This is a genomic window from Xylophilus sp. GOD-11R, from assembly GCF_033546935.1.
GTDB lineage: Bacteria > Pseudomonadota > Gammaproteobacteria > Burkholderiales > Burkholderiaceae_C > Xylophilus.
Map to the genome: position 1 here is coordinate 2717793 of NZ_CP137854.1, position 14585 is coordinate 2732377.

Consider the following 14585-nt stretch of genomic DNA (forward strand, 5'->3'; position numbering starts at 1 on the left):
GCGCCTTGGCACCACGCCGCGTCAGGCCATGGTCGATGAAAACTTCAGGCCGGGCATCGAACGGTTCGAATGGCCGATATGGCTACGGCCGCCAAAGGCTTTGGTCTTATTCTGCGCTTTTGCCATCCAGGAAATTTCACATCCGCGCACAGGACATCCTGCCCGACCACCTCGATGAGGCCCGCATCAACGGCACAGCCATCCGCAAGGGAACCGTCGGCGCTTTCCTTGCCAACGCGGCTGCGTTCAGCGACCCCGCTGTCTTGGGGTCCGCCAGGCAAACCGTGTTGGACGATATCGCAGCGGCGGTTCCGGCCTTGCGTGCTCTGGGCCTGTTCGTCGTGCTGGAGATCCGCGACCCGCAGCTGCGGGCCTTCGTGGAGGCGCAACCATGAAGATGCCCACGACCTGCACGCGCCGGTGAGCGCCGCCTGCCGAGACGACGCACCAGGCCGCATCGCGTTGCCCGGTGCGACTGCACGCAGCGGAGCGCGGCATCGCAATTTCGCCCGGCCCGGTCAGGCTCGGGCAAAAGCCTCAGCGAATTCGTCGGAAAAGATTTCGGCCAGCGCCAGCCGCAGCGCCACCGCTCGATCGGCACCGTAGACGGTTTCGAAGCGACGCTGGGCGGTGCGCCAGAGGCGGTTGGATTCGGCGAGCTTGGCGCTGCCGGCGGGTGTGAGCTCGAGCCGCCGGCTGCGCCCGTCGGCGTCGTCGCGCGACTGCACCAGGTAGCCGTCGCGCTCGAGCGGGCGGATGTTGCGGGCCAGCGCAGAGCGGTCGAGCACCATGGCGTAGGCCAGCTCGCTCATGGTGGGGCTGCCGGCGCGCTGGATATGCACCAGCACCGAGCGCTGCGCGACGCTGATGCCCGACGGTGCCAGCGCGGTGTCGTAGAGCTGGGTGACGCGGCGGCTGGCCTTGCGCAGCGCCGCGCCGTTGCAGACGAGCGGATCCTTGGCGGCGGAGATGGGCATGGTGGTCGGTGGCGGCGGTGGGTGGTTGGCGAGCACTGTAGATCAACTTGACCATTGCGTGCATATGCCAGTAGATTGCTCGACGTACTACTTGCATATGCCCGTATTTCTCGCATTCGGAGACCGGGTTATCGACGCCATGACCGCGATCCCGACGCCCGCTACCGGCCCATCCGCACGCCCCGCCGCCGACGCGCGCCTGCGCCGCATGCTCGAGGCGCCCATCGTGCCCACGCTGCTGCGCATGGGCTGGCCCAACATCCTGATGATGCTGGCGCAGGCCTCCACCGGGCTGGTGGAGATGTGGTTCCTGGCGCGACTGGGCACCGATGTGCTGGCGGGCGTGGCGGTGGTGATTCCGGTGCTGATGCTCATGCAGAACATGTCCCAGGGCGCCATGGGCGGCGGCATTTCGGCGGCGGTGGCGCGCGCACTGGGCGCGCGCGACGCGGCCCTGACCGCATCGCTCGCACGCCATGCGGTGGCGTTGAACGCGGCGCTAGGCCTGTTCTTTTCGGTGCTGCTGCTGGCGGCGTCCACGCCCTTGTTCCAGGCCATGGGCGCGCGCGGCGCGGCGCTGGACGCCGCGCGCGAATACGGCCACGTGCTGTTCGCCTCGCTGGTGCTGATGTGGGTGATGAACGCACTGGCCAGCGTGGTGCGCGGCACCGGCAACATGCTGGTGCCGGGCGGCGTGATCTGCGGTGGCGCGCTGCTGTTGGTGCCGGTGTCGGCCGGGCTGATCTTCGGCTTCGGCCCGGTGCCGGCGCTGGGTGCGGCGGGCGGCGCGTGGGCGCTGGTGCTGTATTACGCGGGTGGTTCCATCGCCCTGGCCTGGTACTGCGCCAGCGGCCGCAACACGGCGCGGCTGGTGCGCGGCCCGCTGCATTGGGCGCCGATGCGCGGCATCCTGACGGTGGGCGCCCTCGCCTGCCTCAACCCGTTTCTCACCAACGGTCTGATCGCGCTGACGACCGCCATCGTCGGCGCCTACGGCGGCACCGAAGCGCTCGCGGGCTATGCCACCGCCGCACGGCTGGAATACCTGCTGATCCCGATCGCGTTCGGGCTGGGCGCGCCGATGGTGGCGCTGGTCGGGGCCAACATCGGCGCCGGGCAGTTGCCGCGCGCCCGTCACATCGCGCTGGCGGGCGGCGCCATCGCCTTCGTGCTGGCCGAGGCCATCGGCCTGCTGGCCGCCGGCATGCCCGAAGCCTGGCTGCGGCTGTTCGGCGCCGATCCCCGCCTGATCGAAACCGGCGCGCATTACCTGCGCATCGTCGGGCCGTTCTATGGTTTCTTCGCGATGGGCTTTTCGCTGTATTTCGCATCGCAGGGCGCGGGCCGGCTGGCGTGGCCGCTGGCCGCGGGTGCGGTGCGGCTGGTGGTGTTCGCAGGCATCGGCTGGGTAGCGCTCGCGCTTACCGGGTCCATGACCGGGTTCTTCGCGATGGGGGCGGTGGCCATGGCGCTCTACGGCTCGATCGTGCTGTGGTCGGTGTCGTCATGGACCCGGCCGGGCGCCCGCCGAGCGCCTCAGTAGAAGCGGGGTATCGGCCCGAGTTGCGGCGTGGTGTCCTCGCCGAGGTCGATCGCCACGTCGTCGACGAAGCACCAGCCCCAGCCTTCGGGCGGGTCGTAGCCTTCGATGACCGGATGCCCGGTCGACGCGTGGTGCGCCCGGGCATGCCGGTGCGGGGAGTCGTCGCAGCAGCCGACGTGGCCGCAACTGCGGCAGATGCGCAAATGCACCCAGGCGCTTCCGAGCTTCAGGCATTCCTCGCAGCCACGCGCGCTGGGCGTCACTTCGCGGATCTGGTCGAGATGGGTGCAGTGGTGTGGTCGGTGGCTCATCGGCTGGTCCTCCATGGTTCGGCGTTCGTGTTCCGGCGGCAGCTTATGAGCACCACGGATCGGTGACGGTGTGCAGGCGCAACGGTTTTTCTCACCGCCCTGCCCGGCCGAGCAAGGCCCGCAGGCGGCGAATCGCTCTTTCGTGGCGAAGCGTCTGCAGGCCGCGCCCGTGGGCGGCGGCCTGGCGCACCAGGCGCAGTTGCTCGCGCTGCATGCGCCGCTTCTGTCGCCCGGCGCGGCGGCCCTGGGCCAGGCGCACCTCGCGCACCGCCCGCAGCCGTTGCAGCGGCGCGCCCAGGCGCATCCATTCGTCGTCGGCGATCAGCTCGCGTTCGGGCACGAAATACGCGGCCAGCGCATGCAGCCAGGCACCGCTCTCGCGCGTGGCCACACGCCAGATCAGCGCGGCGGCGATCATCACCGGCACGCCCTTGGCCACCAGCAGTTCGGCCGTGCCGAGCAGGCTGTCGTCGAAGCGGTCTTCGAGCAGCGGCGAGTTCCAGACGAAGTGCATGCCCCAGGCCAGCGCCAAGCAGGCTGCGACCATGCCCAGGCGCTGCCAGCGGCTGCGGCCGGGGTTGAGCAAATACCAGGCGATGCCGAAGGAAGCGACGGTGGTGTAGGCGGCATGGGTCCACAGGCCACTGAGCAGGCCGCGCATCAGCAGGTTGAGCAGCACCGGGCGCACCTGGCTCTCGGACGGGAAATGCATCGCGAGCTGCACGGTGTCGCTCAGGTTCTCGACCACCTGAAACCCCAGCCCGACCATCGCGCCGATGCTCAGCACCGACAGGTAGGTCTGGAAGCTGGCGCGCGCCACCAGGATCAGCAACACCACGCCCGCCACCTTGAGAAACTCTTCGCTGGTCGGCCCGGCCACGGCCGGCCCCCACGTGGCGACGAACTCGGGCGAGATCAGCTTGGCGCACAGGCTCTGAAACGCGACGTTGGCCGGCACCGCGAAGAACACCGCGCCCAGCCCGCCCCAGCCGAAGGCCAGCACGAAGGCTTCGGGCGGATGCTCTTCGAGCAGGTCGAGCAGCCGGAACGCCAGTACGAAGAGCCAGGCATAGGCCGCCCACACCACCACGCCGAGCGCCACCGTCACAGGCACGACACGCGCGCCCATGGTGAACATGCGCGCGGTGTAGACAAAGCCGATCACGATCAGCGCGATCAGCACCCAGAACGCCGCGCGCCGAGGCTGCACGAAGGAATCGGTGCCGACCGGCCAGTCGGGCGCGGTGTCGAAGGCAGGCGTGCTCATGACCGTGCGTCCAGGTCCATGGATTCCACCATCTCGCGGGCGTCCTGCAGCACATCGTCCAGGTCTTCGTTGGGCCCGTAGCAATCCACCTGCAGCAGCAGGCGACGACGCACATCGACCACCTGCCAGAAACGGCCGGCGACGCGGGCGCCGTAGTAGGCGAAGGTGTCGCCCTGCAGGCCCCAGCCGTTGAAGAAACCAGAGGCGTCGCCGTCGATGCGCAGACCCTGGCCGCGCTCCATGAGGCGGCGCTGGCGCCTGGCCGGGCCTTCGGGGCCGCCGGTCCACGGGCCGACGGAAACCACGAAGCGGTGCCGTCCGCGGAACAGCACCAGCGACTGCCCCGCCCGGGTGCGGGAAAGATCCATCCACCAGTCGTTGACCGGCAGGAACCGCACCGGGCCGACCTCCACGGTCTGGCCCGAGGCTAACGCGGAGCCGGCCGGAAGCGAGCGGTCCCAGAGCATCAGTCCGCCCACGTAGAGGCCGATCGCCGCCAGCACGCCGAGCGCGCCCGGCCAGCTGCGGTAGGGAACGCGTCGCGCGGGTTCAGGCATGCGGCGCGGGGCCGTCGAGATCGCTGGCTTCGTGGCGCTCGGGCACCTGCTCCCAGGCCTCGCCGCGCACCCGGTTCACCTTGCGGCCGCGTTGCACCGCCGGCCGGGCGGCGATGGCCTCGGTCCAGCGCTTGAGGTGACGGTATTCGGTCGCACCCAGGAACTCGGCCGCCGAGCCGTAGAGCTCGCCGCGCACCAGACCGCCGTACCAGGGCCAGGTGGCGATGTCGGCGATGGTGTATTCGTCGCCCGCCAGGTAGGCGGACTCGGCGAGGCGCCGGTCGAGCACGTCGAGCTGGCGCTTGACCTCCATGGCATAGCGGTTGATGGGGTATTCGAACTTTTCGGGGGCGTAGGCGTAGAAATGCCCGAAGCCGCCGCCGAGAAAAGGCGCGCTGCCCATCTGCCAGAACAGCCACGACAGGCATTCGGCCCGCGCCGCGCCGCCGCTCGGCAGCAGCGCGCCGAACTTCTCGGCGAGGTACTGCAGGATCGCGCCGGATTCGAACACCCGCACCGGCTCGGCACCGCTGCGGTCGAGCAACGCGGGGATCTTGGAATTGGGATTGACGCCGACGAAACCGCTGCCGAACTGATCGCCGTCGCCGATGCGGATCAACCAGGCGTCGTATTCGGCGCCCGTGTGACCGAGTGCGAGCAACTCCTCGAGCATCACCGTCACCTTGACGCCGTTGGGCGTGGCCAGCGAATACAGCTGCAGCGGGTGACGGCCGACGGGCAGTTCCTTGTCGTGCGTCGGGCCGGCGATGGGGCGGTTGATGTTGGCGAAGGTGCCGCCGCTCTGCTGGTCCCAGGTCCAGACGCGGGGCGGTACATAGGCGGTGGGCGATTTGGCGTTGGTGTCGGTCATGTCGATGGAGGGGATGGGCGCATGGGGCGCGTTGCAAAAAAGGGTTCAGAGGCCTGGCAAGGCCGGCAGATCCTTCGCCGGATCGATGAGGAACTTCTGCCCCGTCGATCGGCTGGCATAGGCCGCGATGACGTCGGGCTGCAACATCTCGGCCAGCGAGATCTCACGCGCGTAGTCGCTGGCGAAGGTGGTGCTGAGCTCGTCCGCTACACGCTGCTTGAGTTTCGCGACGCCTTCCGGACCGATCTTCTGCAGGAACGGAAACAGCAGCCAGCCGCCCATGCCCCAGGCCATGCCGAAGTCGTTGCGAAACTCGGTCGGCCGCGCGTCGAGGCGGCCATAAAGGTATACCTGCTTGTGCGTGGATGAACCGTATCGGCTGTAGGGCTCGCCGCGACGCGAGAGCGCCGATTCCATGCACGACAGGATTTGCCCGCCGAGCGGACCGCCGCCGGTCGCGTCGAATGCGATGGTGGCGCCGGTCGCGGCCAGGGCGTCGGTCAGCTTCGGCAGGAAGTCGCTGGCGCTGCTGTCGCAGACATGGGTCGCGCCCAGCGACCGCAGCAGTTCCACCTGCTCCGGCTTGCGCACGATGTTGACCAGCGCGATGCCGTCCTTCGCGCAGATGCGATGCAGCATGCGGCCCAGGTTGGACGCGGCGGCGGTATGCACCAGGGCGTGGTGTCCTTCGCGCTTCATGGTCTCCACCATGCCGAGCGCGGTCAGTGGATTGACGAAGGACGACGCACCGTCACGAGCGCTGGCGCCTTCGGGCAGCAGCAGACACTGCTCCACCGGCACCGCGCGGTATTGCGCATAAGCGGCGCCACCGATCACCGCCACCGTCTTGCCGAGCAGGGCCTGCGCGGCCGGCGAGGCGCCCGCCCGCACCACCCGCCCCGCGCCTTCGTTGCCGACCGGCATCGACTGGCCCGCCCGGCCGGCCATCGACTTCATCGCGGCGTCGGGCACCCGGGCGGTGATGGTCGGCAGGTCGCCGTTGTCGCCTGCCTGCAGGGTCGACAGGTCGGCCGCGCCGAACAGCAGGCCGAGATCGGAAGGATTGATCGGCGCGGCCTGCAGGCGCACCAGCACTTCGTTGTCGGCCGGCTCGGGCACCGGCACCGGCTCCAGGCTCACCTGCAGGCGGCCGTCAGCGGTGATGAGCGAGCGCAGTTGCAGGGCCGTGGTGTGGGAATCCGTGAAATCGGTGCTCATGGAGACTCTTCTGGCGTGGACGAACAGGGCAGTTTAGGCGGCCCGGAAAAAACCCGCAGGGCACCGGCCGCGGCCGGTCGTATCGCCCGCCCTCGGCCGCGAACTCGGCGTGCCCGCGACCATGCGCGGTCATTTCTGCCTACGATGGCAGTTCGACAAAAACCGAGAACCAGGACAAATGCAACTCCACGCCAACCGCTTCAAGCAGGCCCTGGCCGCCGGCCAGCCCCAGATCGGCCTGTGGTCCACCCTGCCCTCCACCTATGTGGCCGAGCTGATCGCCGGCGCCGGCTACGACTGGGTGCTGCTCGACACCGAGCACACGCCGACCGACGTGCCGCAGATGGCGGCCCAGCTGCAGGCGACCGGCGCGGCCATCACCCTGCCCGGCGCCCACCCCATCGCTCCGGTCGTGCGGCCGGCCTGGAACGACTCGGTGCTCATCAAGCGCTACCTCGACGTCGGCGCGCAGAACCTGCTGCTGCCTTTCGTTCAGAACGCCGACGAGGCGCGCGCGGCGGTTGCCGCCACCCGGTATGCGCCGCGCGGCATTCGCGGCATGGGCGGCTCGACCCGGGCGTCGAACTTCGGCCGAACCCGCGACTACATCGCGCGGGCCGACGATGAGATCTGCGTGCTGGTGCAGGTCGAGACACGCGAGGCGCTGTCGCAGATCGAGGCCATCGCCGCCGTCGACGGCGTGGACGGCATCTTCATCGGCCCGGCCGACCTGTCGGCCAGCATGGGCCACCCCGGCAACCCGCGGCACCCCGAGGTGGACGCGGCCATCGACGACGCCATCCGCCGCATCCGCGCCTGCGGCAAGGCGCCCGGCATCTTGATGGTCGACGAGCAGCGGGCCCGGCAATGCCTGCAGAACGGCGCCTTGTTCGTGGCGGTCGCGCTCGATCTGCTGCTGCTGCGCAACGGGCTGGATGCGGCGGCCGCGAAGTTCCGCAGCGGCGACGGCGTAATCGGCGCTCAGGCTTCCGGCAGCTACTGAGTTCGCGCCATGCGCCGGGCGCCTGCGCGCCTGCGCGCCTGGCCGCTTCATCCTGTATCGCTTGGATTTATTCAAGGTGTATCAAAATCCTCAAAACTAAACAAAGTTAATATTTAAATTCGCGCGTTTCGTGATTTGACTTTTTATCACCTGGTAGTTTTTCCGTCACGGCCCGATCTTCGCAACCAGATTACCCCGTCAATTGCCAGATAATGCGGTGCGCCACCGCATCAGCGGTTCTTGTCATACAGGGTTGCCGCCTCGGCTTTCGACAGAATGGAATCACACATGCCGGATCCCCACGCATCGTTCGCGAAGACCAGACGCGCGAGTCCTGCCGCCGGCGCCCCCGCAGAGCCACCCGCCACCGTCATGCCGCCGGTGCACCGCGATTGCCGGCCGCTGTACTTCAACGCACCCGAACTCCGCCAGATCGACCAGTTGCTCGACATCGGCGGCGGGCCGGGTTTCGTGGCCAGCCTGCTGAAGGAAGAAGTTCCGCGCATTCGCATCACCGTGTTCGACCTCCCGCCGGTCTGCGAGCATGCGCTCGAGATCTTCCGGGCCAGCGGCCAGTCGCGGGACCTGGGGGCACACTCGGGCAACTTTCTGGCCGATGCGCTGCCCAGCGGGTTTCCGGTCATGCAACTGTCGCACGTGATCGAAATGCTGCCGCCGGAACTGGTGCTATTTCTGCTGCGCAAGATCCACGCCGCCTTGCCGCCATTCGGCCGCTTGATCGTCTATGGAAACGCCTGCGATGCCATGCGGTATGTCAAACCGGGCTCCGCTTCTCCGCACGACGCCGCGCCCCTGTCGCCGCACGAAATAAATCGTTATTCGACCCGCCAATATGTACAGTGGCTGAGAATGGTCGATTTTTCCACGGTGCAATATCGCGGGGATGCCGCCGGCAATCTATTTCTCACGGCAACCAAATAGATTGCCGATCCAGCCCACCCGCTATCGAATATCCAGCTCCGGATATCGCCGAAAGACATCGTCGTTATTGAACGGAATATGTCGATCGCTGGCGAGGTACGCCGCGACCTTCGGCAAGACCGATACCCGCTCGTGCAACGCGAGCACCGCTGGTGCTTCTGCCAACACCAACGCCGCGGCTCTCGGAAACGCATATTGCAGGCCTGCGACCAGCTGAAAGAGCGATAGATCGGCATAGCTCAGCGCCGACCCCACCAGAAAATCCGGGCCGTCCGGATTGCGCGTCAGGACGCGCTCGAACCAATCGAGAAACTTCGGCATGCGCTCGCGACAGAACTCCGTCGAGCGGCGCAGCGCCTCGGGTTTCTGATCTTCGTAATAGGCGCCAGCGCCCACCGGGTGATGCGTGTCGTGCGCCTCGACCACCATGTCGGCGATGGTCAGCTGGATCTGCTGCGTCCAGATGCGGGCCTTGTCATCCGCCGCCACCAGGCCGAGCGTAGGCGCGAGGTACTGCAGGATCGCCGCGGTCTGGCCGACCAGAAAATCACCATCGCGCAGATAGGGCATGGCGAACGGCGGGCGCGCCTGGCCAGGGTCTTCCATGAGCGCCACGCTCCGGTCCAGGCCCCGCCCCTGGGACTTGTCGCCGCGCGCGACGTCGATATAGGCCGCGCCGCCGGCTTCCAGCGCCAGGCGCACGAATTCACCTCGACCCTCGATGGTCGGCCAGTAATGGAGTTCGTATGTCATGTCGCCACGATCGTGCGAGGGCGCGCGCCCGCGCCTCGGCTAGAGTCATGCGTCGGCGTCCGTCGCGGCGCCGCAGGTTCGTCTCCGTTTCCTGAACCGCTGTGTACGACAGCCACCAGTTCCGCCCGACCCGAATGACCACGACCACCGAGCCCAGCGAATTTCTTTTCTCCTACGGCACCCTGCAACTGGAGCCGGTCCAGATCGCCACTTTCGGACGGCGCCTTTCGGGTCGTCTCGACCGCCTGCCCGGCTACATCACCGGCCTGCTGGAGATCACCGACGCACAGGTGCTGGCCACCAGCGGCAAGACGCATCACCCGATGCTGGTGTCGACCGGCCGGCCGCAGGACGGCGTGGACGGCACGGTGTTCGCCGTCACGCCGGCCGAACTGGCCCATGCCGATGCCTACGAAGTGGCCGACTACCGCCGCGACCGGGTACGGCTGGCCTCGGGCACGCTGGCCTGGGCCTACCTGGACGCGCGCCAGCCCGCGAGCGGGCCGGACATCTGAGATCAGGGCAGCTGCACGCCCTGCATGTAGCTGTCGAAACGCGCTTCGGCAAAGCGCGACCAGAGCAGCTGGTCCTTCTGGAAGGTGCGGTAGTCCGCGTAGATCTTCTTCCAGTCCGGATTGTTCTTGTCGAGGTCGGCATAGACCTCCATCGCGGTCTTGAAGGACGCGTCCAGCACGGTCTTGGGGAAGGCCAGCACCTTGGTCTTGGCGCCAACGAGCTGTTTCAGCGCGGTCGGGTTGCGGGCGTCGTAGCGCGCCTGCATGACGACGTGGGCTTCCGAAGCGGCGCTTTCGACGACCGCCTTGTATTCGGGCGTCAGCGCGTCGTAGGCCTTCTGGTTCACCAGCAGGTCGAGCTGCAGCGCGCCTTCCCACCAGCCGGGGTAGTAGTAGTACGGCGCCACCTTGTTGAAGCCGAGCTTCTGGTCGTCGTACGGTCCGATCCACTCGGCCGCATCGATGGTGCCTTTTTCGAGCGACTGGTAGATCTCGCCGCCGGGAATGTTCTGCGGCACGCCGCCCATGCGTTCGATCACCCGGCCTGCGAAGCCGCCGATGCGGAACTTCAGGCCCTTGATGTCGTCGGGGGTCTTGATTTCCTTGCGGAACCAGCCGCCCATCTGGGCGCCGGTGTTGCCGCAGGGGAAGTTGACCGCGTTGTACTTGGCATAGAACTCACGGGTGAGCTTGAGGCCGTTGCCCTCGAACATCCATGAGGTGAGCTGGCGCGAGTTCATGCCGAACGGAATCGCCGCGCCGATGGCGAAAGCCTCGTTCTTGCCAAAGAAGTAATAACCGGCCGTGTGCGCCGCCTCGATGGAGCCCTGCTGCACGCCGTCGACCACGCCGAAGGCCGGCATCAGCTCGCCGGCTGCATGCACGCTGACCTGGAACTTGCCGCCGGTCATCTCGCCGACCTTCTTGGCGAAGGTCTCGGCGCCGCCGTAGATGGTGTCGAGCGACTTGGGAAAGCTCGAGGCCAGGCGCCACCGCACCGCTGCCTGGGCATGGACCGCCGGGGCCACGCCGGCCGCCAGCACGCCAGCGATACCCGCGTTCTTGATGATGAAACGACGATCCATGAATGCCTCCTGTGTTGGACACGAAATGTGTGGTGCCGGGCGCTCGTGGCGGCGTCTCGGCGGGGCATTCTAGGAATGGGTTTTCATGGTCTCCGGAAGGGTTTTCCCAGGTTCGGCGCGTGTCTTCAGCTTTCTGCAAGCATGGGCCGGCCGACATAGCGCCGGGCGATCGAGGCCTCGATGCCGGCGGCGTCCAGCCCGGCCTGCGACAGCAGCCGCACCGGGTCGCCATGCTCGATGAAGGTGTCGGGCAAGCCGAGCTGCAGCAGCGGCCGCAGCACGCCTTGCGCCTGCAGCGCCTCGGCCACGGCACTGCCGGCGCCGCCCATCACCGCGCCCTCTTCCACCGTCACCAGCGAATGGTGCGCGGCCGCCACCTGCAGCAGCAGCTCCACGTCGAGCGGCTTGGCCCAACGCATGTTGACCACCGTGGCGTCCAGCCGTTCGGCCGCTTCCAGCGCCGGATAGAGCAAGGTGCCGAACGCCAGCACGGCGATGCCGCTGGCGCCCTGCCGACGGATCTCGGCCTTGCCGAAGGGCAAGCCTTCGAGCGACGCCAGCGGCACGGTGCCCACGCCCGCGCCGCGCGGATAGCGCACGGCCACCGGGCCGGCGTGCTGGTAGCCGGTGGTGAGCAACTGGCGGCATTCGCGCTCGTCGGCCGGGCAGGCCACGGCCATGTTGGGAATGCAGCGCAAAAACGCGATGTCGTAGGCGCCTGCGTGCGTGGCGCCGTCGGCACCGACAAGCCCGGCGCGGTCGAGCGCGAACAGCACCGGCAGGTTCTGCAGTGCCACGTCGTGCACCAGTTGGTCGTAGGCGCGCTGCAGGAAGGTGCTGTAGATGGCCACGACCGGCTTCACGCCTTCGCAGGCCAGGCCGGCGGCGAAGGTCACCGCGTGCTGCTCGGCGATGCCGACGTCGTAGTAGCGCTCCGGGAAGCGTCGTTCGAACTCGACCAGGCCGGAGCCTTCGCGCATGGCCGGGGTGATGCCGACCAGCCGGGTGTCCTGGGCGGCCGTGTCGCACAGCCACTGACCGAACACCTGGGTGAAGGTGGGCTTGGACGGCGCGGTGGACTTGACCAGCCCCACCGCCGGGTCGAACTTGCCCGGCCCGTGGTAGGCCACCGGGTCGGCCTCGGCCAGCTTGTAGCCCTGACCCTTGCGGGTGACCACGTGCAGGAACTGCGGCCCGCGCAGTTCGCGCAGGTTTTCCAGCGTGGGAATGAGCGATTCGAGATCGTGCCCATCGATCGGCCCGACATAGTTGAAGCCGAACTGCTCGAACAGCGTGGCCGGCACCACCATGCCCTTGGCGTGCTGCTCGAAGCGCTTGGCCAGCTCGAACAGCGGCGGCACTGCGCGCAGCACCGACTTGCCGACGTTCTTGGTCGCCGCGTAGAAACGCCCGCTCATCAGCTGGGCCAGGTAGCGGTTGAGTGCGCCCACCGGCGGGCTGATCGACATGTCGTTGTCGTTGAGGATCACCAGCAGCCGGCCGTCGAGCACGCCGGCGTTGTTCATCGCCTCGAAGGCCATGCCGGCGGTCATGGCGCCGTCGCCGATCACCGCGATGGCGTGGCGGTCCTCGCCCTTCTGGCGCGCGGCCATGGCCATGCCCAGCGCCGCCGAGATGCTGGTGGACGAATGCGCGGTGCCGAAGGTGTCGAACTCGCTTTCCGCGCGCTGCGGAAAGCCCGAGAGCCCGCCCTGCTGGCGCAACGTTCCCATGCGTTCGCGCCGGCCGGTGAGGATCTTGTGCGGATAGGTCTGGTGGCCCACGTCCCACACGATGCGGTCGCGCGGGGTATCGAACACGTAGTGCAGTGCCACGGTCAGCTCGACCGTTCCCAGGTTGGAACTGAGATGGCCGCCGGTGCGCGCCACGCTTTCGAGCACGAAGCTGCGCAGTTCGGTGGCCAGGGCGTCGAGCTGTTCGCGCGGCAGCGCGCGCAGGTCGGCGGGGCTGTAGATGCGCGAAAGCAGCGGGCGGCCGTCCGGCGAGACGAATGCGGGCGTGGGCGTTGCCGGGGAATCAGGAGATTGGGAGGACATGGTGTCTCGGGTGGGGCTCTGTTCGTTTCCGGCTCAGTGGTCGCGGTGCATCACCATGCCGGCCAGCGCGGCCAGCGCCTGGGTATCGGCCAGGCCGCTCTCCTGCAGGGCGGCCATCGCCCGGGTGTGCAACTCGCTCGCGCGGGCACGGGCGCCGTCGAGGCCGAGCAGCGATACGTAGGTAGGTTTGTCGGCGGCGGCGTCCTTGCCGGCGGTCTTGCCCAGCGTGGCGGAGTCGGCCGTGACGTCGAGGATGTCGTCGACCACCTGGAAGGCCAGGCCGAGCGCGGCACCGTAGGTTTCCAGTGCGCTCAGCGCGCTCGCCGGCGCGGCACCGCAGGCCGCGCCCATGGCGATGGAAGCTTGCAGCAGTGCGCCGGTCTTCAGGCTGTGCATGTGGCGCAGCGTGGGTTCGTCGAGTGCGATGCCCACACTCGCCAGGTCGATGGCCTGGCCGCCGGCCATGCCGCCGCGCCCGGCCGCGCGGGCCAGCCGTGCGCACAGCGCCGCCTGCACGGCGGGCGGCACGGAGCCGTCGGCGGGCGTGAGCCATTCGAAGGCCAGCGCCTGCAGGGCGTCGCCTGCCAGCAATGCGCCGGCTTCGCCGAACTTGACGTGGACCGTGGGCTTACCCCGTCGCAGCACGTCGTCGTCCATGCAGGGCATGTCGTCGTGTACCAGCGAATAGGCGTGGATCAGCTCGACCGCGCAACCGGCACGCAAGGCGGCGGTGTCGAAATCGGCCGCGCGCGCGTCGCCGTCGTGCGAGGCCACTGCCTCGCGTGCAGCCAGCGCCAGCAGCGGACGCAGCCGCTTGCCGCCGTCGAGCACCGCGTAGCGCATCGGCGCGTTGAGCGTCTCCAGGGCGGGATCGGTGCTTTCGGCGAGCCAGCGGCCGAGCGCGGTCTCGACCTGGGCCAGCGATGCGCGGCTCCAGGTGTCGAGATCGAAGACGACAGCGCTCATCCGGCCGGATTCCAGGGCTTGAGGGTGTCGCCATCGAGCAACTGCACCTGCTGCTCGACCGCCTGCAGGCGCTCTCGGCAGAAAGCCAGCAGCGCGGCGCCACGGCGGTAGCCGGCCAGCAGCTGGTCGAGCGGCAGCTGCCCGGCGTCGAGCCGGGCGACGAGCTGTTCGAGCTCGGCGAGGGCAGCCTCGTAGCTTGCGGGAAGATCGGCCGGCGGCGTGGCGGATTCGGGGGCGTTGGGCGCCTTGGGCATGAGCGACGGCGAGGTCTTCGCTTGGCAAAAACCGAAGATTTTAGGCCGGCTGGCGATGCTTTCGGTAACGGTTGCAGCAGATAGCCTGCATCCCGGCTTCGGTGGGAAGCCCCGGGGTACAATCCACCCCTCAGTACCGCCGGCCTTCGTCGCCGGCGTTTCTTTTCGACGTGATCGTTCGACGGGCTGCGATTGACGGTTCCAGCCCGGTTTCTTCCGGCCACCACCGGTTTTTGCGACGCACTTCTCTCCTTGTTCTTCTCCCT

16 protein-coding genes are annotated in these 14585 nt (G+C 68.2%); 5 read left to right on the forward strand and 11 right to left on the reverse strand.

Going from position 1 to position 14585, the window contains the following annotated elements; translation table 11 throughout:
• Positions 1–35 precede the first annotated feature (35 nt).
• Positions 36–395, forward strand: coding sequence for a hypothetical protein (locus R9X41_RS12765; RefSeq protein ID WP_318630839.1), 360 nt, complete (start codon positions 36–38; stop codon positions 393–395).
• A 123-nt stretch (positions 396–518) separates the two neighbouring features.
• On the opposite strand, the gene R9X41_RS12770 is transcribed toward R9X41_RS12765, so the two are convergent.
• Positions 519–977, reverse strand: a complete 459-nt coding sequence (locus tag R9X41_RS12770; protein WP_318630840.1) for a MarR family winged helix-turn-helix transcriptional regulator — start codon at positions 975–977, stop codon at positions 519–521.
• A gap of 139 nt (positions 978–1116) precedes the next feature.
• On the opposite strand from R9X41_RS12770, the gene R9X41_RS12775 reads away from it, so the two are divergent.
• On the forward strand, positions 1117–2520 hold the full coding sequence (locus R9X41_RS12775) for an MATE family efflux transporter (RefSeq protein ID WP_412556595.1): 1404 nt from the start codon (positions 1117–1119) through the stop codon (positions 2518–2520).
• Here R9X41_RS12775 and R9X41_RS12780 read toward each other — a convergent pair.
• From R9X41_RS12780 to R9X41_RS12800, 5 genes are all read right to left on the reverse strand, one after another.
• Positions 2514–2831 (reverse strand): UBP-type zinc finger domain-containing protein, encoded by a 318-nt coding sequence (locus R9X41_RS12780; protein WP_318630841.1) that lies wholly within the window; start codon positions 2829–2831, stop codon positions 2514–2516. The genes R9X41_RS12775 and R9X41_RS12780 overlap by 7 nt on opposite strands.
• A 91-nt stretch (positions 2832–2922) precedes the next feature.
• Positions 2923–4098: a PrsW family intramembrane metalloprotease gene (locus tag R9X41_RS12785; protein ID WP_318630842.1), complete on the reverse strand. Its 1176-nt coding sequence runs from the start codon at positions 4096–4098 to the stop codon at positions 2923–2925.
• Positions 4095–4655: a hypothetical protein gene (locus R9X41_RS12790; protein WP_318630843.1), complete on the reverse strand. Its 561-nt coding sequence runs from the start codon at positions 4653–4655 to the stop codon at positions 4095–4097. Before R9X41_RS12790 ends, R9X41_RS12785 begins: the two co-directional genes overlap by 4 nt.
• The gene (gene yghU, locus R9X41_RS12795) at positions 4648–5526 is read right to left on the reverse strand and encodes a glutathione-dependent disulfide-bond oxidoreductase (RefSeq protein ID WP_318630844.1); all 879 of its coding nucleotides are present in this window, start codon (positions 5524–5526) and stop codon (positions 4648–4650) included. Before yghU ends, R9X41_RS12790 begins: the two co-directional genes overlap by 8 nt.
• 45 nt (positions 5527–5571) lie before the next feature.
• Complete coding sequence (locus tag R9X41_RS12800; protein WP_318630845.1) at positions 5572–6744, reverse strand: zinc-binding dehydrogenase; 1173 nt, start codon at positions 6742–6744, stop codon at positions 5572–5574.
• Between the two features lie 178 nt (positions 6745–6922).
• Between R9X41_RS12800 and R9X41_RS12805 the strand changes: the two genes are divergently transcribed.
• Together R9X41_RS12805 and R9X41_RS12810 are read left to right on the forward strand one after the other, a co-directional pair.
• Positions 6923–7747, forward strand: a complete 825-nt coding sequence (locus R9X41_RS12805) for an aldolase/citrate lyase family protein (RefSeq protein WP_318630846.1) — start codon at positions 6923–6925, stop codon at positions 7745–7747.
• A 288-nt stretch (positions 7748–8035) separates the two neighbouring features.
• The gene (locus R9X41_RS12810) at positions 8036–8689 is read left to right on the forward strand and encodes a methyltransferase (protein WP_318630847.1); all 654 of its coding nucleotides are present in this window, start codon (positions 8036–8038) and stop codon (positions 8687–8689) included.
• 21 nt (positions 8690–8710) lie between these two features.
• Here the strand turns inward: R9X41_RS12810 and R9X41_RS12815 are convergent, their stop codons facing one another.
• On the reverse strand, positions 8711–9442 hold the full coding sequence (locus R9X41_RS12815; protein WP_318630848.1) for a glutathione S-transferase: 732 nt from the start codon (positions 9440–9442) through the stop codon (positions 8711–8713).
• Positions 9443–9576: 134 nt separating this feature from the next.
• Between R9X41_RS12815 and R9X41_RS12820 the strand changes: the two genes are divergently transcribed.
• Positions 9577–9957, forward strand: a complete 381-nt coding sequence (locus R9X41_RS12820) for a gamma-glutamylcyclotransferase family protein (RefSeq protein ID WP_318630849.1) — start codon at positions 9577–9579, stop codon at positions 9955–9957.
• A 2-nt stretch (positions 9958–9959) separates the two neighbouring features.
• Here the strand turns inward: R9X41_RS12820 and R9X41_RS12825 are convergent, their stop codons facing one another.
• From R9X41_RS12825 to R9X41_RS12840, 4 genes are all read right to left on the reverse strand, one after another.
• Positions 9960–11042 carry a TRAP transporter substrate-binding protein gene (locus tag R9X41_RS12825; RefSeq protein WP_318630850.1) on the reverse strand — a complete coding sequence of 361 codons (1083 nt, stop codon included), beginning with the start codon at positions 11040–11042 and terminating at the stop codon, positions 9960–9962.
• 125 nt (positions 11043–11167) lie between these two features.
• On the reverse strand, positions 11168–13099 hold the full coding sequence (gene dxs / locus R9X41_RS12830; protein ID WP_318630851.1) for a 1-deoxy-D-xylulose-5-phosphate synthase: 1932 nt from the start codon (positions 13097–13099) through the stop codon (positions 11168–11170).
• Between the two features lie 33 nt (positions 13100–13132).
• Positions 13133–14065 (reverse strand): polyprenyl synthetase family protein, encoded by a 933-nt coding sequence (locus R9X41_RS12835; protein WP_318630852.1) that lies wholly within the window; start codon positions 14063–14065, stop codon positions 13133–13135.
• Positions 14062–14319, reverse strand: coding sequence for an exodeoxyribonuclease VII small subunit (locus tag R9X41_RS12840; protein ID WP_318630853.1), 258 nt, complete (start codon positions 14317–14319; stop codon positions 14062–14064). The genes R9X41_RS12835 and R9X41_RS12840 overlap by 4 nt, the downstream gene beginning before the upstream one ends.
• Positions 14320–14585 lie beyond the last annotated feature (266 nt).

Coding starts and splice junctions, on each gene's coding strand:
- R9X41_RS12765 (WP_318630839.1), top strand. CDS start 36: ATGAAAACTTCAGGCCGGGCATCGAACGGTTCGAATGGCCGATATGGC.
- R9X41_RS12770 (WP_318630840.1), bottom strand. CDS start 977: ATGCCCATCTCCGCCGCCAAGGATCCGCTCGTCTGCAACGGCGCGGCG.
- R9X41_RS12775 (WP_412556595.1), top strand. CDS start 1,117: ATGACCGCGATCCCGACGCCCGCTACCGGCCCATCCGCACGCCCCGCC.
- R9X41_RS12780 (WP_318630841.1), bottom strand. CDS start 2,831: ATGAGCCACCGACCACACCACTGCACCCATCTCGACCAGATCCGCGAA.
- R9X41_RS12785 (WP_318630842.1), bottom strand. CDS start 4,098: ATGAGCACGCCTGCCTTCGACACCGCGCCCGACTGGCCGGTCGGCACC.
- R9X41_RS12790 (WP_318630843.1), bottom strand. CDS start 4,655: ATGCCTGAACCCGCGCGACGCGTTCCCTACCGCAGCTGGCCGGGCGCG.
- yghU (WP_318630844.1), bottom strand. CDS start 5,526: ATGACCGACACCAACGCCAAATCGCCCACCGCCTATGTACCGCCCCGC.
- R9X41_RS12800 (WP_318630845.1), bottom strand. CDS start 6,744: ATGAGCACCGATTTCACGGATTCCCACACCACGGCCCTGCAACTGCGC.
- R9X41_RS12805 (WP_318630846.1), top strand. CDS start 6,923: ATGCAACTCCACGCCAACCGCTTCAAGCAGGCCCTGGCCGCCGGCCAG.
- R9X41_RS12810 (WP_318630847.1), top strand. CDS start 8,036: ATGCCGGATCCCCACGCATCGTTCGCGAAGACCAGACGCGCGAGTCCT.
- R9X41_RS12815 (WP_318630848.1), bottom strand. CDS start 9,442: ATGACATACGAACTCCATTACTGGCCGACCATCGAGGGTCGAGGTGAA.
- R9X41_RS12820 (WP_318630849.1), top strand. CDS start 9,577: ATGACCACGACCACCGAGCCCAGCGAATTTCTTTTCTCCTACGGCACC.
- R9X41_RS12825 (WP_318630850.1), bottom strand. CDS start 11,042: ATGGATCGTCGTTTCATCATCAAGAACGCGGGTATCGCTGGCGTGCTG.
- dxs (WP_318630851.1), bottom strand. CDS start 13,099: ATGTCCTCCCAATCTCCTGATTCCCCGGCAACGCCCACGCCCGCATTC.
- R9X41_RS12835 (WP_318630852.1), bottom strand. CDS start 14,065: ATGAGCGCTGTCGTCTTCGATCTCGACACCTGGAGCCGCGCATCGCTG.
- R9X41_RS12840 (WP_318630853.1), bottom strand. CDS start 14,319: ATGCCCAAGGCGCCCAACGCCCCCGAATCCGCCACGCCGCCGGCCGAT.